Source organism: Leptolyngbya sp. 'hensonii' (assembly GCF_001939115.1).
In the GTDB taxonomy this organism is placed as follows: Bacteria; Cyanobacteriota; Cyanobacteriia.
The window spans coordinates 206,409-231,375 of record NZ_MQTZ01000019.1; the positions used below are offsets into that span (position 1 = coordinate 206,409).

Annotated in this window: 25 protein-coding genes; 10 read left to right on the forward strand and 15 right to left on the reverse strand. The window is 54.7% G+C overall.

Annotation, left to right across the window (positions count from 1 at the left end; genetic code table 11):
• Positions 1-4 precede the first annotated feature (4 nt).
• From BST81_RS07835 to BST81_RS07860, 6 genes are all read right to left on the reverse strand, one after another.
• Positions 5-1,078 (reverse strand): BMP family protein, encoded by a 1,074-nt coding sequence (locus BST81_RS07835; protein ID WP_075597964.1) that lies wholly within the window; start codon positions 1,076-1,078, stop codon positions 5-7.
• Positions 1,079-1,120: 42 nt separating this feature from the next.
• A complete protein-coding gene (locus BST81_RS07840) occupies positions 1,121-2,239 on the reverse strand; it encodes a saccharopine dehydrogenase NADP-binding domain-containing protein (RefSeq protein WP_075597965.1) in 1,119 nt (372 codons plus the stop codon).
• Between the two features lie 65 nt (positions 2,240-2,304).
• On the reverse strand, positions 2,305-4,824 hold the full coding sequence (locus tag BST81_RS07845) for an ATP-dependent helicase (protein WP_075597966.1): 2,520 nt from the start codon (positions 4,822-4,824) through the stop codon (positions 2,305-2,307).
• Positions 4,825-4,910: 86 nt separating this feature from the next.
• Positions 4,911-5,453 carry a cyclic nucleotide-binding domain-containing protein gene (locus BST81_RS07850; RefSeq protein ID WP_075597967.1) on the reverse strand — a complete coding sequence of 181 codons (543 nt, stop codon included), beginning with the start codon at positions 5,451-5,453 and terminating at the stop codon, positions 4,911-4,913.
• 224 nt (positions 5,454-5,677) lie between these two features.
• Entirely contained in the window at positions 5,678-6,421 is a 744-nt protein-coding gene (locus BST81_RS07855) for a DNA alkylation repair protein (protein ID WP_075597968.1), read from the reverse strand.
• A 9-nt stretch (positions 6,422-6,430) separates the two neighbouring features.
• The gene (locus tag BST81_RS07860) at positions 6,431-6,904 is read right to left on the reverse strand and encodes an MgtC/SapB family protein (RefSeq protein ID WP_075597969.1); all 474 of its coding nucleotides are present in this window, start codon (positions 6,902-6,904) and stop codon (positions 6,431-6,433) included.
• Positions 6,905-6,973: 69 nt separating this feature from the next.
• Here BST81_RS07860 and pap point away from each other — a divergent pair, with 69 nt between their 5' ends.
• Together pap and BST81_RS07870 are read left to right on the forward strand one after the other, a co-directional pair.
• Positions 6,974-8,473, forward strand: a complete 1,500-nt coding sequence (pap, locus tag BST81_RS07865) for a polyphosphate:AMP phosphotransferase (protein ID WP_075597970.1) — start codon at positions 6,974-6,976, stop codon at positions 8,471-8,473.
• On the forward strand, positions 8,473-8,976 hold the full coding sequence (locus BST81_RS07870) for a GNAT family N-acetyltransferase (protein ID WP_075597971.1): 504 nt from the start codon (positions 8,473-8,475) through the stop codon (positions 8,974-8,976). The genes pap and BST81_RS07870 overlap by 1 nt, the downstream gene beginning before the upstream one ends.
• 41 nt (positions 8,977-9,017) lie before the next feature.
• Here BST81_RS07870 and BST81_RS07875 read toward each other — a convergent pair whose 3' ends face one another.
• Entirely contained in the window at positions 9,018-10,328 is a 1,311-nt protein-coding gene (locus tag BST81_RS07875; RefSeq protein ID WP_075597972.1) for a sorbosone dehydrogenase family protein, read from the reverse strand.
• 187 nt (positions 10,329-10,515) lie between these two features.
• Between BST81_RS07875 and thrC the strand changes: the two genes are divergently transcribed.
• Positions 10,516-11,628, forward strand: a complete 1,113-nt coding sequence (gene thrC, locus BST81_RS07880) for a threonine synthase (RefSeq protein WP_075597973.1) — start codon at positions 10,516-10,518, stop codon at positions 11,626-11,628.
• Here thrC and BST81_RS07885 read toward each other — a convergent pair.
• Positions 11,625-12,086: a hypothetical protein gene (locus tag BST81_RS07885; protein WP_075597974.1), complete on the reverse strand. Its 462-nt coding sequence runs from the start codon at positions 12,084-12,086 to the stop codon at positions 11,625-11,627. The two genes, thrC and BST81_RS07885, sit on opposite strands and share 4 nt — an antisense overlap.
• A gap of 11 nt (positions 12,087-12,097) precedes the next feature.
• The gene (locus BST81_RS07890; RefSeq protein ID WP_075597975.1) at positions 12,098-13,636 is read right to left on the reverse strand and encodes a site-2 protease family protein; all 1,539 of its coding nucleotides are present in this window, start codon (positions 13,634-13,636) and stop codon (positions 12,098-12,100) included.
• Positions 13,637-13,947: 311 nt separating this feature from the next.
• Here BST81_RS07890 and BST81_RS07895 point away from each other — a divergent pair, with 311 nt between their 5' ends.
• Positions 13,948-14,775, forward strand: coding sequence for an MBL fold metallo-hydrolase (locus BST81_RS07895; protein WP_253188144.1), 828 nt, complete (start codon positions 13,948-13,950; stop codon positions 14,773-14,775).
• Positions 14,776-14,778: 3 nt separating this feature from the next.
• Here the strand turns inward: BST81_RS07895 and BST81_RS07900 are convergent, their stop codons facing one another.
• The gene (locus tag BST81_RS07900) at positions 14,779-16,044 is read right to left on the reverse strand and encodes an HD domain-containing protein (RefSeq protein WP_075597976.1); all 1,266 of its coding nucleotides are present in this window, start codon (positions 16,042-16,044) and stop codon (positions 14,779-14,781) included.
• On the reverse strand, positions 16,034-17,293 hold the full coding sequence (gene ctpA, locus BST81_RS07905) for a carboxyl-terminal processing protease CtpA (RefSeq protein WP_290439424.1): 1,260 nt from the start codon (positions 17,291-17,293) through the stop codon (positions 16,034-16,036). The genes BST81_RS07900 and ctpA overlap by 11 nt, the downstream gene beginning before the upstream one ends.
• A gap of 374 nt (positions 17,294-17,667) precedes the next feature.
• Between ctpA and petB the strand changes: the two genes are divergently transcribed.
• From petB to BST81_RS07920, 3 genes are all read left to right on the forward strand, one after another.
• The gene (petB, locus tag BST81_RS07910; protein WP_075597977.1) at positions 17,668-18,336 is read left to right on the forward strand and encodes a cytochrome b6; all 669 of its coding nucleotides are present in this window, start codon (positions 17,668-17,670) and stop codon (positions 18,334-18,336) included.
• A 65-nt stretch (positions 18,337-18,401) separates the two neighbouring features.
• Positions 18,402-18,884, forward strand: a complete 483-nt coding sequence (gene petD / locus BST81_RS07915; protein ID WP_075597978.1) for a cytochrome b6-f complex subunit IV — start codon at positions 18,402-18,404, stop codon at positions 18,882-18,884.
• A gap of 160 nt (positions 18,885-19,044) precedes the next feature.
• Complete coding sequence (locus BST81_RS07920; RefSeq protein ID WP_075597979.1) at positions 19,045-19,497, forward strand: anti-sigma regulatory factor; 453 nt, start codon at positions 19,045-19,047, stop codon at positions 19,495-19,497.
• Positions 19,498-19,510: 13 nt separating this feature from the next.
• Here the strand turns inward: BST81_RS07920 and BST81_RS07925 are convergent, their stop codons facing one another.
• Positions 19,511-19,870: a translation initiation factor gene (locus tag BST81_RS07925; protein WP_075597980.1), complete on the reverse strand. Its 360-nt coding sequence runs from the start codon at positions 19,868-19,870 to the stop codon at positions 19,511-19,513.
• A 139-nt stretch (positions 19,871-20,009) separates the two neighbouring features.
• Between BST81_RS07925 and trpB the strand changes: the two genes are divergently transcribed.
• Complete coding sequence (gene trpB / locus BST81_RS07930; RefSeq protein ID WP_075597981.1) at positions 20,010-21,269, forward strand: tryptophan synthase subunit beta; 1,260 nt, start codon at positions 20,010-20,012, stop codon at positions 21,267-21,269.
• 8 nt (positions 21,270-21,277) lie between these two features.
• Here the strand turns inward: trpB and tsaB are convergent, their stop codons facing one another.
• Both tsaB and BST81_RS07940 read right to left on the reverse strand, forming a co-directional pair.
• On the reverse strand, positions 21,278-21,895 hold the full coding sequence (tsaB, locus tag BST81_RS07935; protein ID WP_075597982.1) for a tRNA (adenosine(37)-N6)-threonylcarbamoyltransferase complex dimerization subunit type 1 TsaB: 618 nt from the start codon (positions 21,893-21,895) through the stop codon (positions 21,278-21,280).
• 11 nt (positions 21,896-21,906) lie between these two features.
• Positions 21,907-22,155 (reverse strand): Ycf34 family protein, encoded by a 249-nt coding sequence (locus BST81_RS07940; protein ID WP_075597983.1) that lies wholly within the window; start codon positions 22,153-22,155, stop codon positions 21,907-21,909.
• Between the two features lie 137 nt (positions 22,156-22,292).
• Between BST81_RS07940 and BST81_RS07945 the strand changes: the two genes are divergently transcribed.
• Both BST81_RS07945 and BST81_RS27970 read left to right on the forward strand, forming a co-directional pair.
• On the forward strand, positions 22,293-23,600 hold the full coding sequence (locus BST81_RS07945; protein WP_253188145.1) for a CCA tRNA nucleotidyltransferase: 1,308 nt from the start codon (positions 22,293-22,295) through the stop codon (positions 23,598-23,600).
• Positions 23,601-23,650: 50 nt separating this feature from the next.
• Complete coding sequence (locus BST81_RS27970; RefSeq protein WP_171974693.1) at positions 23,651-23,815, forward strand: hypothetical protein; 165 nt, start codon at positions 23,651-23,653, stop codon at positions 23,813-23,815.
• Positions 23,816-23,962: 147 nt separating this feature from the next.
• Here BST81_RS27970 and BST81_RS07950 read toward each other — a convergent pair.
• On the reverse strand, positions 23,963-24,967 hold a 1,005-nt coding region (locus BST81_RS07950; protein ID WP_143780262.1), incomplete at its 5' end, for an FAD-dependent oxidoreductase.

Here is a 24,967-nt window from a genome sequence, read left to right on the forward strand (position 1 = left end):
CAGGTCAAGCTTTTCCTTTCATGCAATAGGTATCTTTCCCCCCTTCCTGACATTTCGCAAAAGTCAGGGTTTTAGCCACGATCGCCGCCTTAACCTGGGTGACCTTCTGGGCCAGTGCTGGGGAAATGACTGGATTTAATTTGCCAAGACGGACAATCTCCGGTTTTTCCAGACCAATGGTATAGACCTCGCCCTTGATTTCTTGGCTGCGTACCAGTTCAGCCATATAAGCGATCGCCAGATCAATGCGCTTAATCGCGCTGGTCAGAACCGCTTTGGGCGCTACATCAAACTGGTCGGCGGTGTTCCCGAAGACATAGACCCCTTTGTCGGCGGCAGACTGGAGAACGACGGGAGCGGCATTGTCCAGCCACTGATAGACCACATCTGCACCCGCAGAAATCAGGGCGAGAAAGGCTTCCTTAGCGGTGGCAGCATCATTCCAGTCGCCTGTGAACGTGGCACTGACCTTAATATTTGGCTGAATGGACCGGGCTCCCAGTTCAAATCCCCGGAATTCATTCCGGGTGGCTTCAAACTCCTGGCCCGCCAGATAAGCCATCTGGTTCGATTTCGTCAGAGAGGCCCCAATGACGCCACAGAGATAGCCCAATTCCATACTGTTAAGGCGCAGAGACGCGATATTACTGCCCGTTGCGGCTCCATTCACGACCACAAAGAAAGTATTGGGAAATTGACCAGCCACCTGCTGGGTGGCAGCATCAAACTGGCCCCCATGGGCAAACACCACATTAAATCCCCGACGGGCAAAGTCAGAGAGGGCTTCAGCCTGATCCGCCTGATCCACTTTCTCGACATAGGCCACTTCTGCTCCCAGGTTGCTCTTGACCACATTCAAGCCCTCATACCCCGCCTGGTTCCATGCCTTATCGGAGATGATCCCTGGGAGGACGATCGCGGCTTTGAAGGTCCCGGCAGGACCACTGGAGGAAGTGGGATCGCTTCCGCTCTCAGAGGCAGGTGGAGGATTGGTCGTACAGGCTTTCAACAACACCGTACTTCCCAGTGCCATGGAACTGTACAGAAGAAATTGACGCCGACTTGGTTGGCCCGCCATGCTGATTCACTCCCTCAATCCTGCCGAATAGCAATGTTCAACTCAGTGGACCACAGGACTAAAAGTGCTGTCAATCTGAATTCCCCGGCTGGTCATCATTTGTTCAAATAAGGGAGTGGTCAAAGCCTGCTCCACTGGCCAGACTCCCGGCTTTCGCAATTGACCAGCCAGCATAAGTTCGGCCAGACTACCCGTTCCAACTCCCGCTGCGATCGCTGTATTGGCATGAACCAGGGTGGACTGGCAGCGGATGGACTGCCCATTTTTGGCCCCCTGAACTTCGGAGCGAATGGCCACTCCAATGCCAGAGCAGAGATCCGTGACAGCAGTCATCCCATAGCTGACGTGGGAGAGAAATTCGATCGCCCCCGGATTGTGCATCCAGGACTTGGGGAAAATGTGGGCGGCAATCCAGGTGAGGTGATTGTAAAAGTCTGGGACCGAGCCGAACTTGGTCATCACCGTGCGGACCTCGGGAAAACTCTCCGGCAGGGTAAAGGCTTCCGGCATGTCAAACCAGTAGACATGGCCCTGGTGGTAGGGGGGGGGGAACGGAACTGTTTCCCGATCGCTGTAAGGTTTCACCTCCTGCCACTGGCCCCCAATCCAGACCGGAAAGGGCTGCTGCAACCCCAGGAAAGTGGTTCGCATCACCGTCACCCCAGCTCCTCCAGACCCAGAGACCACGTAACTGAGATGAATCTGCTCTGCTACATCTAGTTGCTCCATGTCCCGCCGCACCATACTGTTGGAAATGCCTGGAAAAATCCCCGTATTGATGATAGCGGTCACCCCAGCCGCAGCAGCAGCCTCTTTAGCGGCCAGAGCTTTAAGGGTAAAGCTGCGATTGTCGCTCACATCCAGATAATTGACCTCGTGCTCAATGCAAGCCTGGAGGACCTGGGTATCCCGATAGAGGAAAGGACCGGCACAGTGGATGATCAGGGTATGGGCTGCGATCGCCCGATGCAGGGCAGGCTCATCTTCTAGGGCCAGTGGCAGAAACGTCACCGCTGGCCCCAGTGCCCGGGCAACGGCTGCTCCCCGGGGTAGGTGCTGGCCGGTAATCGTGATGCGCGCCTGGGTATGGGCTACCAAATCGGCAGCTACGGCCCGACCAATCCGACCTGTACCTCCCAGAATGAGTACGGTGTCTGTCATTTCAGTTCAAGCGGGTATTGCGTGATCCCATCCTAGAGCCAGCCCTGTCCCAATTTCTCCTGTTGTTAAACAGATTCACGATCGGGGGCCGACTGTAATTGCAGCGTACACATCCGAGGTGTGACCAGGATTCTTTTCTTGCCAAACTGCTCAAAGAGCACCGTCACCACATCGCTTCTGTCATCGCTCACGACCTTCGTCACCTGTCCCAGGCCGAACTTATGGTGGGTAACGGTATCCCCAGCTTTAAGCACCCGAAATAAGGTGGGGAGCCTCTGAAGCTGGGACCGTTGGCGTCTTTTCAGCCTGGGGGTTGCTGAACCCTGGGCTTGTTGCTGGAGCAAAGCCTCTAATCCGGGGAATTCTGCTGGTTGACTGACCACGATCGGGAAAAGCTGTCGCCATAGTTCCACCTGGGCCTGATTGAGGTGGAGCGACGGCAGGAGCTCTTGCTGTTCCAGGGCGGCAAAAAACTGCTGCAGGGTCGTGGCGACGGCTTCTTTCAACGCAGGCTCCCCAGCCCACCAGTGGCTGAAGTAGCGATCGAGGCGGAACCGATCCACCGCCCGGAGCATGTCCAGGACTTCCAGGGCTTGCCAGTCGCTCGGATGACGGGTCAACAGTGCCTGGAGACGATGCACCTGCTTCAGCACTCGTTCATAATCGGCCTCATCCAGAAATTGGGAGGTAGCCTTGTCTTTCAGCAGATACAGGTGTAGCTCCTGTTTCGATCGGGTGATGGCCACATACAGCAGTCGCCGTTCTTCCTCCAGTTCGCCAGCCTGCTTCTCCCCAAAGGGGATCAGACCTTGATTACAGTGGGGGACGATCACGATCGGCCATTCCAGACCTTTGGCCTGGTGGATGGTGGTGAGCCGGATGCCTTGACGGTGGTCCTGTTGCTGCTGCTGGGTCTGGTCGGCCCGGATCTGCTCCAGAACATCCAGAAAATCCACCAGACTCCCCTTCTCTCTGGCATAGTCGATCAGGGCTTCCACCCCCGCTGCTTTCCCCTGGCCGGTTTCCGGGAAGCCACTATGGTGTCGGAGATAGTCTCGGTAGCCCAGACAGCGATCCAGATCTCGCAGAGCCACCTCAGCAGATTCTGCCTGGGTGGCCGTGGCGATCCAGTGGGCCAGCCGCTCCAGTTTGGCACTCGTGTCCCCATTGGCAACCTTGAGGCGGGTCGTCAGGAGCATGGTGCTGAGGGGCAGCCGCTGCTCAACGATCGCCTGGTGGATTTCCTGCTTCAACTCTCGATTGAGATAGCGCAGTGGGGGAATTGATTTAACCCGATTCCAGTCTTCTCCGACAGGGCTTCCGGAAGAGCCCTCAGCCCTGGCCAGGTTACCCAAGGCCAGGAAGTTGGTAATTTCCGATCGGCGATAGAAAGGAACCAGATCCGGTCCCCAGTAGGGAATCTGTTCTTTAATCAGAAATTGCTCGATATAGGGCGTCTGAGCATAAACCCGCACCAGAATGGCAATCTCTGCCGGTTTGATCCCCTGGTTCAGGGCTACTTTGACCTGAGCGACTACCTTCCTACCCAGATCTTCCAGGTTGTCTCCCTCATGGACCTGGGTGCGGCCCTCGAACCCCTGGGTCAGGCTCAGGTGTTTGGGATAGCGCTGGCGGTTGTGCCGGATCACGGCATTGGCCAGGACCACCTGGGAAGCCGGACAGCGAAAATTATCGGTGATGGTATAGGTGGTGGGGTGGTAGCGCTGGTCAAAAATCTCCAGAATGAAGCGAGAACTCGCCCCTCGCCATTCATAAATGGTCTGGTCATCATCGCCGATCACCATGTAGTTGCGATGGGGCCGGGTGATCAGATCGAGGATGGCAAACTGAGCCCGGTTCACATCCTGGAACTCATCCACCATCACACAGTCAAACAGGGATTGGATCTCTGCCAATAGCTCTGGATAAGTAGCTAGCAGTTCCCAGCCTGTCATCAGCATGTCGTCAAAGCCGATCGCCCCCTCCTGGCTGCGGATCTGCTCAAACAGTCGGTATAGCTCCAAATACCAGGCCAGGCCTTGTTCCAAAGGTGGTTCCGCCTGCTGGGCAATGCGGGCATGGGGCCCTTCACAGGGGTACTGGCTCCGATCCAGATCCGCATACTGGAGATTTCCTTTACAGCGGCTGACGTAGGCCAGGAAGTCTTCCTGGTCCATATCTTCCAGTTCGTCTTTGAAATCGACATTGAGCCGACGGGCTTCCCCGATCGTCCGAAAAAACAGATCTCGATTCACCTGTTGCGGATCCCGGTTTGCCCCAGGGTCGATCGGTAAATAGCCCTGCTGTCTGGCCCGCCGAATCACATAGAACCCCAGCTTATGGAGAGTCCAACTTTTCACGGTCCGACAATGGGGCCACTGGCCCAGGGCTTTTTCAATGTCACTGACAGAGGCTCGACTGAAGGAGGTGGCCAGAATCTGGCCTGGGTCAAACCGATCTTCCTGGACCAGACGATGGATGCGATGGACCATGGCAGTCGTTTTGCCTGCACCCGCAACGGCGAAAACCCTGGCTGGCCCCTCCGTATGGTTAACGATCGCTTGCTGCTCTGCTGTCAGTTGCACGCCCAGACATCAATCCCTAAATATCATTCACAAGGAACAAAGGTACCATAATTACCAGGGGGCGGGCACAGGGGCAAATGGCTGATCTATTGAACGAATCCAATCAAAGTTTCCAGTCGGGATTTGGCGATCGGGAGGCGGGCTTCAATGTCTGGATTATCCAGGGCCGAAGGTAATTTGCCACTGACTTCGATCCCCGCCTGGGGCAAACTGACGTTCATCAACCGCAACCGATTGGAGAGACAGTAGGCCAGCCCTCGATAAAACCGTCGCCCGAATTCCACGTCTGCCTCGGCCCGCTGGGTCAGGAGTGCCTGGGGTAGGGCCAGTAAAGTAGCATCAGTCTCCGCCACGACAGTGGCGGAAGGCGGACGATGATCGACGAAAGACATTTCCCCGATCACTTCTCCAGGAGATAGGTGGGCCACGACCCGCTGTTCATGCAGCCCACCGGGAGCCTGCACCGTCACTACCAGAACGCCATCCAGCAGAATATACAGGGCGGTGATAGGATGCCCTTCTTGCACAATCTGATCCCCTGCAGCCACCGTAATTCGCTGACTGACTTGCTGCAGCCACTCCATATCGTTATCAGACAGCTCACCCAAAATCAACAACGAATTTCTCATAGGGATGCCTGGGAAGATGCGTGTAAAAAGATTGCTCATCATCTTAGTGCAGGGAGGGAAGAGTCAACCACTCCTTGATAAGGGTTGGCTCTCAGCCACGACCCTATGCTTACACCATAGTATTTCTAGAAATTAAGGGCTCGTTAAACAAAGTTTCTTAATTGATACAGAAGGAGAAGCTATGGGGTTTGGACTCAACATGTGTCTCCTTCTGGTCCACCAGTTTATCTGGATCTGGGTTTTGGTATGCCCCCTGAAATGGGCTTGGACTTGAGATAGTGCTGGCGCTGGGCTGGATTGAAGCGCTCGATCGCATACCGCAGCATGGTGCGGGGCATCTCGTGGCTATGTTTGTCCAGAAACGCCTCCAGAACCTGAACGTCCTGCTTTCCTACTTCCCGCAACATCCAGCCCACAGCCTTGTGAATCAGGTCATGGCGATGGCAGAGGAGATGGGTTGCGATCGCCAGAGTATCCTCAAATTGACCCTGCCGAATGAAGGCTAGGGTGGTGATGATGGCGATGCGCTGTTCCCAGAGATTGTTCGACGCCGCCAGCTGATACAGCACCGTTCGATCCTGGTGTAATAAATAGGCTCCCAGGATGGCAGGGCAGGTCCCATCGACCAGATCCCAGTTATTGATCCGATCGGTATGGTCCAGATAAAACGCTGCAATTTCGGCCTGTCTAGCAGCATCAGCTTTCCGAACTTGATCCGTGAGAATCAACAGGGCCGTGAGCCGGAACTCATGCCAGGGACTCTCCAACAGTTGGGCCACTGCCTCCAGGCTCAGATGGCGATATTGTTTGGCTAGCCTGCGCTGTTCTGGGACGGTAATCCCCAGAAACCGATCGCCGGCCCCATACTCTCCCGGTCCGGTTTTGAAAAACCGCATCAGATGCTGTGCCTTTTCAGGATTGGCCAGGGATTGCAGAGCTGCTTGGAGGTCAGAATAGGAATCCGTCATGATGCAGGGTTAGTCTCGATCGGTTCGCACCCCAATCGCCTGTTCCAGTCGCTTCACCCAGGTCAGAATGGCCCACACCAGCAGGGTTCCCATCAGGCTGGTGAGCCAGAGACCACAACCCGCTGTCATGCCCAAGGCAGCGGTCGTCCAGATTGCTGCGGCTGAAGTCAGGCCCTTCACCACAGGTTTGTCTCCCTGTCTGGATTGATGCAAAATCTCTCCAGCCCCGAGGAAACCAACACCTGTGGCCACACCCTGGATGACCCGGCTCATGGCCTCATCTGAGGGTGGGTCATTGGTTTGCAGGGGCATCATCACGATAATAGCGGATCCCAGACTGACCAGCATGTGGGTTCTGAGTCCGGCGGGTTTGCCTTCAATCTGTCGATTCCAACCAATCAGCCCACCGCCCAGAACGGCAATCAGTAATCTCAGGAGTACTTGGAGCCCGTCCTGGGCATTGAGATGGGAAACGGCATTCATAACACATCGCAGTGGGAAGAAGTTGAAAAACGATTTATCCTAGGAAGTCTGTCTATTGTCTCACCACCTATGCTAGATACCCTGGATCTGCATCTTTCCCTGGATAAAGCCACCTATCAGACTGAGATGGAGCGGCTAATGATGCAACTGCGATCGCTACAGAATGCCTGCTGGGAAAAGAAAATGCCTGTCATTGTGGTGCTAGAAGGCTGGGCGGCTTCTGGAAAAGGAGCCCTGGTGAAAAAGATGATTGCCTACATGGATCCCAGAGGATTTCAGGTCCATCCCATCTGGCCCTCCACCAAAGCAGAGCGGCAATATCCTTTCCTGTGGCGGTTCTGGAAGAAGCTGCCAGCCCGGGGCGCGATCGCCTTCTACTACCATAGCTGGTATACCCATGTCTTGGAGGACCGGCTGTTCGATCGCATTGCGGTGGCGGATGTCCCGGCAGCCCTGGCCCAGATCAATGCCTTTGAGCGCCATCTGGTAGATGACGGGGCCGCGATCGCCAAGTTCTGGATTCACCTCAGCCGAAAAGAATTGAAACAACGACTGCAGGAATATGCGGCCCATCCCCTGACGGCTTGGCGGGTGCGATCGGAGGACTGGCAACAGGAAAAAAACTACGATCGCTACACAGCCTATGCCGAAGAAATGCTCGTACAGACCAGCACAGGCAGCGCCCCCTGGACTCTGGTTGAGGGCAACAGCCAGCGCTGGGCCAGGGTGAAGGTACTGACCCAGTTGACGGCGACTCTGACCGAAGCCTTGGACCGGCTACATCTGCAGTTCCCGGTACCCACGTTGCCTCCCCAGGCACACCTGGAACCAACGGAACCTGATATTCTGGCGCAGGTGGATTTTAGCCATGCCCTGTCCGAATCAGACTATCGACAGCAGCTTGGTCAGGTTCAGGTTCAACTCCGCAAGCTGCAACTCAGCATCTACAGATACCGGATTCCGGTGCTGGTGCTGTTTGAGGGCTGGGATGCTGCCGGAAAAGGGGGAGCGATCAAACGTCTAACGGATATCCTCGATCCCCGCAGTTACTTTGTCCATCCCTTTGCAGCTCCGACAGATGAGGAAAAGGCGCACCACTATCTCTGGCGCTTTTGGCGGCAACTCCCGACATCTGGGACGATCGGAATTTTCGATCGCTCCTGGTATGGGCGTGTTCTGGTGGAACGGGTCGAAGGATTTGCCACAGAAACAGAGTGGCGTCGCGCCTATCGGGAAATTAATGAGTTTGAGGCTCAGTTGACCAGTGCGGGCTATGTGCTGGTGAAAATCTGGCTGCACATTAGCCCGGAGGAGCAAATGAAGCGCTTTTTGGAACGGCGAGATGATCAGTTCAAGGAGTACAAACTCACGGACGAAGATTGGCGCAATCGGGACAAGTGGCCTTACTACGAGGTTGCAGTTAATCAAGCTCTCCAGCGTACCAGTACGCCCAATGCACCCTGGGCTGTGATTTCTGCTAATGATAAATACTATGCTCGGGTGCAGGTGATTCAAACGGTAGTTGCAGCGATTCGAGCAGAATTAAACCGTCGCAAATGTAAGAAATAATGGATATCGAACTGATTCCCTGCTCTCCAGCTAATCTGGAACATTTGCTCGCAGGTCCAGACGTTTTCCTGACTAACTATGGTCTTCAGGTCGCTGAGGACTACTTACCCTTTGAAGGGGCTTTGGAGCATAGTCTGCAGCAGATACAATCCCAGGCGATCTGGCATCCCTGGTTGCCCTATCTGTTTATCTGGCGACCCGATCGGACCCTCGTCGGCATGGGCGGTTTCAAAGCCATTCCAGATTCTCAGCGGACGGTTGAGATTGGCTACTCCGTGGCCCCCGCTTATCAGGGAAAAGGAATCGCTACGGCTGCTGCCCAGCAGTTGATTGTGCTGGCGTTTTCTTCTGGTTTGGTGGACTGTGTTTGTGCCCATACCTTGGCTGAGCCCAGTGCTTCGACCAGTGTGTTGCAAAAATGTGGCATGGTGCAGATTTCAGAGGTCACCGATCCCGATGATGGCCCAGTCTGGCGATGGGAAATCCACCGCTGTATGCCCTAGAGGCGTTGCAGGCAACGCCTCCTGCTTCCTACCTCCTGCTCTCACCCCTGATACTGCACCCGATAAATCCGGTGATTAGCTTCCTCTGTGATCAGCAAACTCCCATCGGGCAAGACCAGCAATCCCACGGGACGGCCCCAGGTCGTCGGTCCAGCAGGGTCCACCAGAAACCCGGTCAGAAAATCCTCGTAATTACCCAACGGACGGTGATTGAGGTCGAAGGGCACAAAGACAATTTTGTACCCCGTCCCTCGATCTCGGTTCCAGGACCCCCGAAACGCCACAAAGGCACCGTTCCGATAGCGGGGTGGAAAGGTTTGCCCGGTGTAGAAACGTAATCCCAGTGCTGCCGAATGAGCCTGGAACAACACATCTGGCGTGCGGGTGGCGGCCACCCGATCGGGACGGGAACTCCGCCCATCCCGGCGATGGCGGGGATCCAACAATTGGGGAGACAGGTAGGCATAGGGCCAGCCGTAGAATTCTCCCTGGCGCAGCCGGGTGAAATAATCGGGCACCAGGTCATCTCCCAGCCCATCCCGTTCATTGACCGTGGTGTAAAGGTCCCGAGTCACAGGATGGAAATCCAGCCCCACCGGATTACGCAACCCCGCCGCAAAAGTCCGACGATCGCCCCCATCCCGATTCATCACCTGCACAGACGCCCGGGGAAGGTCTTCCTCATCCGCATTAGAGCGGGAACCAATGGAGACATAGAGTTTCTGTCGATCGGGGGAAATGACCACATTCCTGGTCCAGTGCTGGTTATACCCTCCAGGAGTCAAGTTTGCGATTTTTTGCCCTTTGCCCTGGAGTTGCTCCTGTCCGGGACGATAAGGAAACCGCAGCACCGCATCAGTATTTCCCAAGAAAAAGGCATCGTCACTGAAAGTCATGCCAAAAGGTTGGTTCAGGCCATTGGGCGCACTGGCGAAAGTCTTTTGCACATCCGCAACCCCATCCCGATCCGTATCCCGCAGGAGTCGAATCCGATTCTCTGAGGTTTCCGTCACCAGCACATCCCCAGTGGGGGTCAGGGCCAACCAGCGGGGTTTATTCAGGTTCTCCGCAAAGACATTGACAACAAATCCTTTAGGCACCCGCAATGTGGGCTGAGTCGGAACCGAAATCACCCTGGGGGGCCGGGAAGAACTCCCGGTACTGTAAGGCGCAGGCAAATCGGTAATCTTAATCCGGATCGGTGTGGGAGAGAGGGGTTGGGTCGAAATCCGGGTCTGGGAGAATGACCGGGGCTGAATCGGCTGATTATTTTCAGCCCGCAGATTTGATCCGGCATGACAGGCCGCCTGGGAAAACAGCAGGAGTCCGATCAGGAGGGGGGATACCTTCATAGCTTTAGTCCACTGGCCAACTCCTCCAGGCTAGTACAAGTTCATTTCCCTGGGGGGATGGGTTTCGAATCCGTTCAACCCACCCAATTTTCAGGTCCGTAGATCCTGACTTGCCCCCAGTCATCTGCAAGGTTAGGATCAGAATCTGCATAAACATAAAATTTTTCTGTTTATTATTGAGACCCGCGTGACTATCACCCCCCCTGCGATTAATTCTCTGACTCCACCCCCAACTTCCCATGCCCAGGGCTGGCCCGGTTTGATTGAAGCCTACCGGCCCTATCTACCCGTGACCGACCAGACCCCGGTCGTGACCTTGAAAGAAGGGAACACCCCCCTGATTCCAGTCCCCACAATCGCTGCCGAAATTGGTCGCCAGGTCCAAGTCTTTGTCAAATACGACGGGCTCAATCCAACGGGCAGCTTTAAGGACCGAGGCATGACCCTGGCTATTTCCAAAGCCAAAGAAGCGGGTGCACAGGCCGTCATCTGTGCCAGCACAGGGAATACCTCAGCAGCGGCGGCAGCCTATGCCCGTCGGGGTGGCATGCGGGCCTTTGTGCTGATTCCAGACGGCTATGTAGCCCTGGGCAAACTAGCCCAGGCCCTCCTGTATGGCGCAGAGGTGCTGGCGATTCAGGGCAATTTCGATCGAGCCCTGGAAATTGTCCGGGAAATGGCCGAGAACTACCCCGTCACCCTGGTCAACTCGGTCAACCCGTACCGGCTGGAAGGCCAAAAGACCGCTGCCTTTGAAGTTGTGGATGTTTTGGGAGACGCCCCAGATTGGCTCTGTATCCCCACCGGCAATGCAGGGAACATAACCGCTTATTGGATGGGATTTTGTCAGTACCATGCTGAAGAACGGTGCCGTCGCCTGCCCCGAATGATGGGCTTCCAGGCCGCCGGGTCTGCCCCCTTGGTCACGGGTGAAGCCGTGGCCGCCCCGGAGACGATCGCTACAGCCATTCGAATTGGCAACCCGGCCAACTGGCAGCGGGCCATCGCCGTGAAGGAGGCCAGCCAGGGTCAATTCAATGCGGTGACGGATGCAGAAATTCTGACGGCCTATCGGATGCTGGCAGCTCAGGAGGGGATTTTCTGTGAACCCGCCAGCGCAGCATCAGTGGCGGGCATGCTGAAGGTGAAGGACCAAATTCCCACCGGAGCCACGATCGTCTGTGTTCTGACGGGGAACGGTCTGAAAGATCCGGATACAGCCATTCAGCACAGCAACAACCCATTTAAGGCTGGGATCAGCCCGAATTTGCAGGAAGTGGCCCAGGTAATGGGCTTCTAGGCCTCCTCACTCTGGCTCTTTGCCCGTTCCCGGGCCAACTGATCCACCGTATCCCCCAGGGCGGTCGTCAGCCCCTTTCGGGTATGGGCATGGTTTTCTTGCTCAGTTTTCAGGGCCTGTGCCAGGTGATTGCGTTCCGCCATCACTTCCAATAACTTGTGCTTCAGCGCCTCTGCAGTCTGGAATGACTCCACTTCTGCTTGCAGGCCACTAAGTTCCGTCCCAGGATCAGCGGGGAATCGTTCCGCATCCTGGAGACGGGTCAGATCGGCTTTTAGATGGTCGATCGTCTGTTGCGCCAGATGGAGTTCGGTCCGTCGCTGACTGGCCTCTGTTTCATAGAGTCTGCGCCAGTTCATTGCACTGGCATTAGCAGCATCCCGTTCCCGGACTGCCTCTGCCAATTGTTGCTGAAGCGATTTGATTTCAGCTAACCATTGGGTAATTTCCTGACTCATGAATTCCTTCCCTAAAGCAAGGCGCGTGAAACAATACCCGGGGTGGGCAGAATAATGATCAGTAAAATGCCCAGGGCGACCAGTCCCCAAAAATCACGGAAATTATCCAGTTCACTGACATCGTTCAACGCAGGTTCATCAAAGATCGGCATAAAGAACAGCAGGGCCGCCCAGGGGAGCAGGCGAATATCCTGAAGCGCCAGGGGCAGGAGTAACACCAAAATTCGAGAGATCTGGCCAATCACAGCCCCAGTTCGTTGGCCAAACATGGCGTGGACAATGTGCCCCCCATCCAATTGTCCCACCGGCATTAAGTTCAGTGCCGTCACCAGCAAGCCAATACAACCGGCAATGGCCACCGGATTTAATTTAATCGCCGTATTGGCAGTCAGGGAACTTCCGAGGGCAATTTTACTCAGAATGGTCAAGAGCAGAAAAGACTTGGGATTGAGGGGATCGAAATCCAGCATGTCTGCTTCACTGGGCATCGGTACGATAGCCGAGTGGGCCAACCCCCAGAGGAGAATCGGTAAGGTGACGACCAGACCTGCAATCGGACCCGCAATGCCCACATCAAACAACACTTTGCGGTTTGGAATGGGCGATCGAATCTGGATAAAAGCCCCAAAAGTACCGAGGAAAAAGGGAATAGGAATAAAGTAAGGCAGGGTCGTCTTAAGCTGGTAATACTGAGCTACCAGATAATGTCCCAGTTCGTGAATGCCCAGGATGATCAGCAAGGCAATGGCATAGGGGAGCCCAGACAGGAGTAATGCTGGATTGGAGGCAACTCGATCGAAAAAGCTGGAAGAGATGGGTTGCTCCAGCACGATCGCCGTCCCTACCAGTGCGGTGGTCAACCCGGTAGCCAGTAGTAATCCCAGGGCCAAACCAGGACGATAGAGAGACTCGACTTTTTCCTTGCGGTTTTGTTGGGCCTGAGGGTTGGGTACCAGCACAAAAAAGGGTTTATTGCTAAATCCTTCCTGGAACACCAGCAAGAAACGATCCCCAAAATAAGTTTCTACATTCTTACGCACCGTTTCATAGGCCACTTCAGAAGTAGCTCGCAGTTGACCTCTGCAAATAATGGCCTGAGCTTTATAGTCAATCGATTGCAGATAATAAACCGTCCAGGGGAAACAGTTTTGTAGGGTTGCTTCTTCGGTTTTATCGATCGGACGGGGACTAGCGGTATTATCTCGGGCCGCAGGCTGGGTTGTTGGGACCTCAGGCGTCAAGTCCGTACTCCCCTGACTTTGAGGCTGAGATTCAGCTGGTTTCACCGATGACCTGACATCTCGCCGACCTAGCTGCACCAGAAACCAGTAGAGAGGCAAACAGATGATAAAGCTCCCTAACATCAGTTCTGGCGGCATCGAGGTGCTGCCATTATTCAAGAGCGCCCAGGCACTCCAGATGAAGGTTGGCATCATCATAACCAGCCAGAGAAGCCAGACTGGGGTTCTGGTAATTCCTGCGACGCTGCGTTGCACAATATAGTAAGTGAACAAACCCAGCAGCAGTAGGAAGAGCAGTGGTAAAGTCATGCGAATGATCTCAATCAGGCCAGGGATACATGATCCAAGTTATCTCCAGCATAACCGTAATCCCTTAGAGGGGTGCTTTATGATTTACCTGTGACAGGGTTGATTCAGGTCGATCGTGAACAATGTGGATGCACAAGGAATACCGCCAGTTGAACAACTAGTGTAATTTTCAGGTTAGGTGGAGTGCCAACGCAACCCAACACAATCCTGATCAAGGTTGGGTTGCGCTCCGCTGAACCCAATCGCTACAACCAGGCAAAAATCTTTGTCATGGGCTCGCAGATGGATTCAAGTAATATACTTGACCCTTCTTGAACCAGGGAACCTTTGCCTATTTATCACTATCTTCTATCAAAGCTGGGGTTCGAGCCAGGGAATTTTTCCTGGAACAACCTAATTCCATCACCCTTCACCCGATCGTGACACTGCCCCTGGATTCCGTGATTCCTGAAGACCCTAAAACCCTATCCAATAAACAACCCCGCATTGTTTTAGCGGGGGAAGCAGCCTGCGCTATTTATGCGTTCCCACCTAACCGCCACACCCTCGGTGCAACGGCCTATCTTATTGTGGAAAATCAGGTCCGCATTCTGGTGGATTGTCCAGCCTGGGATGAGGGAACACAGACCTTCCTGGAGCAGCAGGGGCCGATTGATTGGCTGTTCATCACCCATCGAGGTGGCATTGGTCAAATCCAAGCCCTGCAACAGGCCCTCGGTTGCAAAGTTTTAATCCAAGAGCAAGAAGCCTATCTCCTACCTGGCATAACCCCAGAGTCCTTCCAGCAGGACTATAGCCTGAGTCTTGCCAGCCAGGTCATCTGGACCCCCGGCCATTCCCCTGGCTCTTCCTGTCTTTACTTGATGGAGTACGGGGGGGTGTTATTTACCGGACGGCACCTTCTACCCGATCCCCAGGGCCAGCCCACCCCCCTGAGAACGGCCAAAACCTTTCACTGGCCCCGCCAAATTCGCAGTGTGCGCTATTTACTGGAACAGTTCACACCCGAGACTCTCAATTTTATCTGCCCTGGAGCCAATACGGGTTTTTTGCGTGGCCAGCGGGCGATCGATCAGGCCTACGATCGACTCGCTCAACTGGATCTGGTAACCTGTCTGCGGACCCAGCCCTTACTTTAGCCCCTACTTGAAACACGCCTGCACAGCTATTTCCACAGCCGATTGCACCTCTCTGGGATAGAACAGCCAGACCCGCTGAAACGGCTGGATCAGGGCTTTGACCAGGGTTGATTGCTCACTAATTTCCTGCAATCCTGTTGCAGCCCGCAACTTAATGCCCCGTTGATACAGGGTATAACCCCGACTCAGGGCAACCCTCAACCCAGCATAATATTGGGGAGAAAATCCCGCCAGGGTAAGCCCACTGTAGACTTGTTGCAGCAAAGCCTGACGATGCCCTTCCTCCAGATGGGTCACATCGATTGCCTTCAAGAGATCCCGCTGGATCAGGCGACGACTCAAATCAGCCAGGATGGGATCGGCACAATTCTGCCAGCGATGCAGGTGGTAGCTAAAGACCGTATCATCCGCACTCAAGTAATGTTCCAAAGGCAGGGTGTTACAGTCTTGAGACAACCAGGCCATAACAGTTTCATCCACAGCCAAATGCCCCTGATGCAGGGCTAATCCAGCCCGTTGAAATGCCTGGGTGAGGGACCAGGATGCAGCCAGATTCTTGGGATGGTTATATACCTGGGCATACATGAAGTAACGCACCAGTAGGTAATGTTCGATCGCCGCCATGCCTTTCCGGGCCACCACCAGTTGCTGACTCACCGGGTCATAGTCCATTGCCAGCAAGATTCGGTCCAGATCTAAGCGGCCATAGGATGCACCTGTAAAATAGCTATCTCGCAATAAATAATCCAGGCGATCGCAATCCAACTGGCTGGACACCAGTTGCCAGACTAGAGGCACCGGATGCTTTTTAAGATAAACCGCCTCGATCCCCTGCACCAAATTGGGATCAAAAGCCGTTAACAGGTGATGGATGGGGGGAGATTCCTTCAGAATCCGCCGCGTCCAGGCCTCATGGTGATTTCCAAAAATCTCTTCGCTGGTGTGACTGAAAGGACCATGGCCAAGATCATGTAACAGGGCGGCACAGAGAACCACCGGTCGATAGATCTGGAGTTGGGGATACCGCTTGGCCAGCCGATCGAAGGCCCGTCGGGCCACTGCCAGCACCCCAACCGAATGGGTGAAGCGCGAGCTTTCGGCCCCATGGAAGGTTAAACTAGCCGGCCCCAACTGGCGAATGCGGCGCAGACGCTGAAATTCCGGGGTATCAATCAGCCGGATGAGCAGGGCTTCGGTTGGATCACTGCTGTCCAGAGTAATCGCACCATGGAGCGGATCATGGTAGGTCCGACTGGCATTAGGTAGCACCGGCCAATACCATTTGATGGGTCAAAACCTCGACAGCAGCCTGATACTGCCGATCTTCGGCTGTGCCAATTTGCTCCCGGGCAATAGGTTCGAGGGAGACCACCTGATCCGGCATGATCCCCATCTGATTAATATCCCGATGGTTGGGCGTTTCGTATTTCGCAACCGTCACCGCCAGCCCAGAACCATCGGAGAGTTCAAAGAGAGACTGGATCAACCCCTTGCCAAAAGTCTTTTCCCCGACCAGTTTGGCCCGACCACTGTCCTGCAAGGCCCCGGCCAGAATTTCGCTGGCACTGGCTGTGCCCTGGTTAACCAGCACCACCAGAGGAGCCTGGGTGAGGGCCTGCCCGGTGGCCTCAAAACTGTCCTGGATCCCCTGGCGATTAACGGTGTAAACGATCGTGCCCTCATCCACCCAGAACCGGGCAATTTCAATTCCGGCCTGCAGGAGCCCCCCCGGATTATTCCGCAAATCCAGAATATAGGCCTGGGCTCCCTGTTTTTCCAGGGTCTTGATAGCTCTGGCCAGCTCAATCGTGGCATTGCCATTGAATTGGCTGAGGCGAATATAGCCAATGGGAAGATTGCCCGCTTCAGTATGCAGTTCAGTCGTCACTGGGTTGAGGGCAATGCGATTTCGAGTCAACCGCACCTCTACCTGCTCTCCCGTTCGTCGGAGCAGGGTCAGCGTTACCTGACTGCCAATCATGCCGCGCATCCGCTCCGCTGCTTCATCCAGAGTGAGATTGGCGGTTGGCATCCCATCGATTTTGAGAATGCGATCGGCAGGGCCAATGCCAGCCTGCTCTGCCGGTGAACCGGCGATCGGCGCAATGACCACCAACTCCCCTGTTTTGGCATCCGAGGCAATTTGTAATCCCACCCCCGTCAGTTCGCCAGAGGTGCTGGTTTGCAGACTGCGGTACTGATCCGGCCTGAGTAGCCGGGTAAACGGATCATTCAGGCTGGCCAGCATCTGCTGGATAGCCAAATATGTTTCTTCCCGATTCTTCAGAGGGTGCTGCAAAGCTTTTTGCCGGACTGCAGACCAGTCTTGATGGTGAAAGGTGCTGTCTACATAAGCTCGATTCACAATTCGCCAAGCTTCATTAAACAGTTTCTGCTCCTCAGTCAGGGCCAACCCCGGAGAAACCCAACACCCAAACCAAAGCAAAGTAATTGTTACGAAAAGTAACCCCAATCGAAAAAGTCGCTGACCCATCATGACTACCACAGGAAAAACCAAGGCATCCTCTCAGAATTGTTCCCTTTTTCAGGGCTTTCTACAAAATCCTTTCCCAGTACATGTTACATTTTTTATAACTCAGAGCAGAGGCAACTTAATTTCCAGTCTTGGCTGCGCCTCCTTTTCACAGGATGTCTCCAGAAGTCTGTTGACCCACCAGTTTTATCCACTTGGGGTTACAGGGGTTCGATCAATCCTGAGATTGGTCAGGCTTAGTGGGTTAGTTGCTCTCATATTCTTCACACTTGCGTCAAAATAGTGGACGTAGGTTGACTTCCAATGGTTGACTGTCAGTAGTTGACTGTCAGTAGTTGACTGTGGGGTCGATATCACATCAAAAACAGTAATTATGATCTTCTAGGAGTTCTTGCTTCATGTTCACCAAGCAGGTAACTGATTCAAAGGTATATCAATGGTTTGACGAGCGGCTGGAAATTCAGGCGCTAGCTGACGATATCAGCAGTAAGTATGTCCCCCCTCACGTCAACATCTTTTATTGTCTGGGTGGAATTACGCTCACCTGCTTCCTGATCCAGTTCGCCACTGGGTTTGCCATGACTTTCTACTACAAGCCGACGGTCACTGAGGCTTTCAACTCAGTGCAATATTTGATGACGGATGTCAATTTCGGCTGGCTGATTCGCTCCATTCACCGCTGGTCTGCCAGCATGATGGTGTTGATGATGATCCTGCACGTGTTCCGGGTCTACCTGACGGGTGGCTTCAAGAAGCCCCGTGAGTTGACCTGGGTCACGGGTGTCATTCTCGCCGTTATCACCGTTTCCTTTGGTGTGACGGGCTACTCCCTGCCCTGGGATCAGATGGGTTACTGGGCCGTTAAGATTGTTTCCGGTGTTCCCAGTGCCATTCCAGTGGTTGGTAATCTCATGGTGGAGCTGATCCGGGGCAGCGATAGTGTGGGTCAGGCAACCCTGACTCGCTTCTACAGCCTGCACACCTTCGTACTTCCCTGGTTCATCGCTGTTTTCATGCTGCTCCACTTCCTGATGATCCGCAAGCAAGGCATTTCAGGCCCGCTGTAAGGTCTCCCCGCCTATTTATCACACCCGTTCAAAGCTTATTACCGAGTAAGGAGAACACTTTAGTCATGGCAACTATTAAGAAGCCGGATCTCAACGATCCTGAATTGCGTGCCAAACTGGCTAAGGGAATGGGGCACAACTACTATGGTGAACCGGCTTGGCCGAATGACCTGTTGTACATCTTCCCTGTCGTCATTCTGGGCTCCATCGCCCTCTGTGTGGGTCTGGCCGTTCTGGATCCGGCCATGGTTGGCGAAGCTGCCAATCCCTTTGCCACTCCTCTAGAAATTTTGCCAGAGTGGTATTTGTTCCCGACCTTCCAGATCCTTCGCATTCTGCCCAACAAACTTTTGGGGATTGCCCTGATGGGTTCCATTCCCCTGGGCTTGATGCTGGTTCCATTCATCGAAAACGTCAATAAGTTTCAAAATCCTTTCCGTCGTCCCGTGGCCACTGCTGTTTTCCTGTTTGGTACTGCAGTTACCCTCTGGCTGGGGATTGGCGCTACCTTCCCGATCGACAAGTCTCTGACGCTGGGCTTATTCTAAACCTCATCTGAGAGCGGCTCTCGCAGCGCCCGCTATGTTTTTCACTGATGCATCCGATGTATCGTTGAAAAGCGTAGCGGGCGCTAGTTTATTTCTTACTGATGACACGTGTTAGTCATTGTTTAGCCTGCGTTAATCAAGTTAATGATTGAGCTTGAGCATGTTGCAGCAGGACCATCTGACAGTTTGCAGCGACTTAGCTGTTCTGACTCAAGTACAGACATGGTTTGAACAGTTCTGCAGTCGATCCGTCCAGCGATTCTCCTGGCCGGAAAATCAGCTCTACAAGTTAAATCTGGCTCTGGCAGAAGGCTTTACCAATGCCGTCCGGCATGCCCATCAGGAGCTTCCCCCAGAGACGGTAATCGAAATTGACCTCTTCCTGTGGGAGGATCGCCTTGAAATCCAAATCTGGGACCAGGGCAAACCCTTCAACCCGGAGGTCCTGGAAGAGCCCAAATTAGGCACTCTCCGTCAGGGTGGGTATGGTTGGTTTCTTCTGAGACGACTGGCCGATCGGGTGGTGTATGAACGGCAGGGGGTTAAAAACTGTCTGCTGATCGTGAAATATCTTTTACCCCAATCTCCATTACCCGATCAAGGCCCTGGCTAGGCCACCCCTCTGGTCAGCCCCCACTGACCTTGGCCTTGTAACCCAGTTGCACTAGGAGTTGGACCAGCTTTTGGGCGTGATCACCCTGAATCTCAATCTCATTCTCCCGCACCGTTCCCCCAGCACCACATTGGGCTTTCAACTGCTTCAGCAGGGATGAGAGGGTTTCTGCCTTCGCTTGAAATCCAGTAATGACCGTGACTGTTTTACCCCCCCGTCCCTTGCGGGTAGCCTGCACCCGCAGATTTTGTTGCGCTGGAGGCAGATCGGGAGTGGCCCGTTCCAGAGCTGCTGGATTGGGTAATCCAAATTCGGAGTAAACGATCCGATCGCCCGTTTTCTTGGAATCAGAATCCTTACGGTTAGCAGCCATAGATCAAAGCGCCTGAAATTTTTCCTATTGTAATACCCCGGAGAATCTCTACAGAGAGCCAGCGGAGATACAGCATGCACCGTCTCCACCCAGGCAACCCCTTTTATAATGGGATTTGTCCATAAATTTTGTGAGAGCCGTGACCACAACCCCCCTTCCCTCCAACCCTCCCTCCAACCCCGATGCACTAACCCATCAACCTGATGCCCTGGGGCGATTCGGGAAATTCGGCGGGAAGTACGTCCCTGAAACCCTGATGCCAGCCCTGAGTGAACTGGAAGCAGCGTTTCATCGACACATTCAAGACTCGGCGTTTCAAGCAGAACTGCAGGGTCTTCTGCGGGATTATGTGGGACGGCCCAGTCCGCTCTACTTTGCCGAGCGTATAACCGCCCACTATGCCCGTCCGGATGGCAGCGGTCCCCAGATTTATCTGAAACGGGAAGATTTGAACCATACTGGTGCCCACAAGATCAACAATGCCTTGGCCCAGGTGTTACTGGCCAAACGAATGGGAAAGCAGCGCATCATCGCTGAAACTGGAGCCGGACAACATGGTGTCGCCACAGCGACGGTTTGCGCCCGGTTTGGGCTGAACTGCATCATTTATATGGGCATCCATGATATGGAACGACAGGCCCTGAATGTCTTTCGCATGCGCCTTATGGGAGCAGAAGTCCGTCCCGTCGAAGCTGGCACAGGCACCCTCAAGGATGCCACCTCCGAAGCCATCCGCGATTGGGTCACAAACGTCGAAACCACCCATTACATCCTGGGCTCCGTAGCGGGTCCCCATCCCTACCCAATGCTAGTGCGAGATTTTCAGGCGATTATTGGTCAGGAAACTCGGGCCCAGTGCCAGGAAAAATGGGGGGGCCTGCCTGATATCCTGCTGGCCTGTGTGGGCGGTGGTTCCAACGCCATGGGCCTGTTCCATGAATTTGTGCCTGAACCCACCGTCCGCCTGATTGGAATTGAGGCCGCTGGCGAAGGAGTGGAGACGGAAAAACATGCCGCCACCCTGACCAAGGGCCGAATTGGTGTCCTCCACGGAGCCATGAGCTACCTGCTTCAAGATGAAGAAGGACAGGTGATTGAACCCCATTCCATCAGTGCAGGTCTAGATTACCCTGGAGTGGGGCCAGAGCACAGCTACCTAAAAGACATTGGCCGGGCCGAATACTATGCCGTCACCGATCGCCAGGCCCTGGAAGGCTTACAACGACTCTCCCAGCTAGAGGGCATTATCCCAGCCCTGGAAACCGCCCATGCGATCGCCTATCTGGAAACCCTCTGCCCCCAACTGGTCGGCAATCCCCGGATTGTGATCAACTGCTCGGGCCGGGGAGACAAAGACGTGCAGACGGTGGCCAAATTCATGCAGGCTGAGCAAGGGTAAGACCATTGCTATGCCTGGGGAACAGGATGTTGGCCATAAAAAGGCAGGGCATTGCTCCAGTCAGGGCGATCGCCCTGCCTCCATTGGGCATGGGCAATCTCCAAGACCGCCTGGGCTGACGCGCCCAGATTGACCTCAGCCTGAAGCCGGTGATAGGGGTCAGGCCAGGATTCCAGTTTTTGCTGCCAGATCTCGATCGGCAGGGCTGTCTCCGGCAGGAGGGGCATCAGCAAGCCCCGGTCAGGGTCCAGCCGGTAGGCGGCCCCAAACACCTCCTGTCGCTGAGCCGCCATCTCAACCACAATGTCCCCTGGCAGCGATCGGGCCGACCAAGCCAGGGCTTCCAAGGACGAGACAGCAAACAAGGGGATGTTCAGTTGCTGGGCCAGGGTGCGGGCAGTCACAACACCGATGCGGGTACTGGTGAAACTCCCTGGACCTTTGGCCACAGCCAGAAAAACCAGATCCTGCCAGAGCTGAGGGGGCAGGAATTCCTGCAGGCAAAGGTGCAGGTGGGTGGACAAATCTCGCCCCAAATCCCAAATCTGCTGGCGGGACTCTCCCTCAAAATCACTGATGGCCAAACCCAACTGCGGGCTGGTAGTATGCAGAGCCAGAGCGTACATGAATCAGGGGATCAGGTAGGAAGCAGTTCACCGGGCCTCAGCCGAGCCCATTTCCCCATCTCTGCTTTAAAGCTGAGACAACCGACCACATCCCACTCCATCTGAATCTCATCTTGAAAGGAACGAATATTCACATTGATGGTGGGTTCCACCGGTTCAAAATCGGGAGAGTCTGTCAAATGGGGCTGCTGATGCTGAGTTTCTACCGCATGGTAGGTCATGCAACGATCGACATATTCACAATTGATACAAATGCACATGATCCAAACCCTCAGCAATCGGCAAGATAGAGAAAGCATTATCTTGCTCACCTTATCTGATACTCTAGCTCAGGCATGTAATTTGTTGCCCGGCCTTTTGATTGATTTTTGTTTCCATGCGCACTGGCTCCCCTCCTTTGACCTTATCCGCTGTTCTTTCTCCCCAGACCTGGCCCTTCAACCTCAAATGGCTCCCCCACCCTACTTTCCTTGTCGGGGGAAGTGTGCGGGATGCGCTGTTAGAGCGGCAGTCGGCGCACCTGGATCTGGATTTTGTCATGCCGGAAGGGTCTGTGGAAACGGCCCGGGCGATCGCCCGTCACTATAAGGCTGGATTTGTCCTGCTGGATACGGAACGGCAAATTGCACGGGTTGTGTTCGACCATGCCACTGCAGATTTTGCCCAGCAGGTCGGGCCTACCCTAGAAATGGATCTGCAGCGACGGGATTTTACGGTGAATGCGATCGCCTATAATCCCCATACCGATCAGTTGATCGACCCCCTGCAGGGATATGCCGACTTGCAACAGGGACGGTTGCGCATGATCGCCCTGGACAATCTGGAGGAAGACCCTCTGCGCTTGCTGCGGGCTTACCGTCAGGCGGCCCAGCTTAATTTCAGTCTAGAAGCAGGCACCCAGGCCGCCATCCGCCAGCTAGCCCCCTTGCTAGGGCGAGTTGCCGCAGAACGGGTCCAGGCAGAGCTGAGCTACCTGTTCAGCACCCCTAAAGGAACCCCCTGGATTACCGCCGCATGGAAAGATGGCCTATTGAATTCCTGGTTTCCCAGCGCCACGGCCAGTAGTTTATCTTTGCTAGCTGCGATCGAACGAGCCGCTGTCATCCTGGCAGAAACCTGTCCAGGCTTTGAGGGGGAACTGTCCCGCTGGATTCGAGACAAGTCTAGCGATCGGCAACCCGGCCCCAAAGCCAAACTGACCGGTGGATCTCGACGCACCTGGCTCTCAACTGCTAAGTTAATCAGCCTGGTCTCCTCCACCCCCCCCATGGCTGAAACAGAACTTGCCCCCTTGAAATATAGTCGGGCCGAAATTCAGGCTGTGACCACCATTCTGAAGTTTTTACCTCAAATAAAACAGGTTGTAGCCCAGCCTGATGGCGATTCCTGTGCAATTCGACGGCAGCAATACCACCTGTTTCAGGGAGTCGGGGTTGGCTTTCCAGCTCTGGCCGTGGTAGCAGTAGCCGATGGCGTTCCTGTAGCAGGCATCATGCCTCTGATCCATCGGTTCCTCACCCCCCATGATCCTGTAGCCCATACCCCCTCCCTACTCACTGGCCAGGATTTGATGACGACCCTGCACCTGTCTGCAGGCCCCAAAATTGGTCAACTCCTGGCTGAGATCCAGTTGGCTCAGGCAGAGGGGCGCATCAGTTCCAGAAGTGAAGCCCTGGAACTTGTGACGCAGCTCTTTTTTGTGTGACCAGAAATCAGTTATAATGAATATTTGGCTCTAAATTTTATGAGGTTAACATGGCTAAACGCCGCAACTTGAAAAAAGAAAAAGCACTCCGGAATGAAGCCTATGCCCGCAAGTTTCGTAAGCGCCCCAGTAAAGGTCGGTTCGGCAGAAGACGACCCTTTGGGAATGATAATCGGGCTGAAGATACCGAGAATATGCAAGAGCCTCAGGACTAGGGTGTCTCACTTCAAGATCACCTCACCGATGGAATAAGCTATCCTCGCTAGCAGAATTAGCCATTGGAGAGCCGTTAAAGTGAGCAGATTGAAACCCGCTGAAGACGGCTCTAGAGATGGCTTAATTAGCCTTTCATAAGTATTCTTTTATAAGATTAGTTTTTCCAACATTTGCTCCAGATCCAGATCAGGTATTGCTAAGCATTCCAGCTCATGACTGATCTGATGAGCAGCAGCCATTCCAGAGGACAGGGCCGCTCCAAGCAAGCCCCCCGGGCACCAATCGCCGCAGCAGATCAGAGGCGGGCTGCTCTCCGCAGAGAAGCAGGGTTGTTGCAAAGGCTGCGTCGCAAAGGCATAGCGCCAGCGATGCACCTGCATCCAGGCAGGCTGATTGAGCCAGTTAAGCTGCAAGCGATCGCCTGCACAACCCAACAAGACTCGGCCCACCCCTTCCAGATCCTCCGTTTCCAGATGACGTTCTGCCAGGGCAGTGCTACTCTGCACCACCAAGACCGGTTGGCCTGGGGAGAGCCGCTTACTGCTATCCCAACCCAGCCAGCCCAATTCAGCATCTTCCGGGAACGTAATTGCCCGCCAGGTAGGGTTCTGTTGCTCCAGGACCGCCTGCCGCTCTTGCGGATAACCCGCCATGACACTCAGACAAGGAGCAAACCCGATCGAGCCCAGCCGCTCCAGGATTTCCGTCGAGATCAGTCCTATCAGAGGTAGCAGGAGCCCATGAGCCTGGGGTGCAGGAACCGCAATAACAACCGCCCTGGCCTCCAGTCCAACCTCTGCCGCCATCCCCTCCCACACCAGGTGCCAGGTTTCTCCAGGGATCAGTTTCACGACACGGCAGCCCAACCGCACATCCAGCCTCGTAGCCAAAGCCTTCGCGATCGCCGTCATCCCTGCAGGAGCAACATAGCGAGGATAGAGGTCTGATTCTGGCTGCAAGCCCCATCCCGGCCTAAACTCATAAACCCTATCTGTCCAGAGTGACAGAATTCCCCGATCGAGCAGAACCCGGATCAAGCCAGCCAGCCCAGCCCCCTGAGCATCGACATAGCGCACCCCATGATCCGCCCAGGTTTCCTGCAGGCGTCGGGTCGCCATCCGGCCCCCCACCCCCCGCGACTTCTCCAGAAC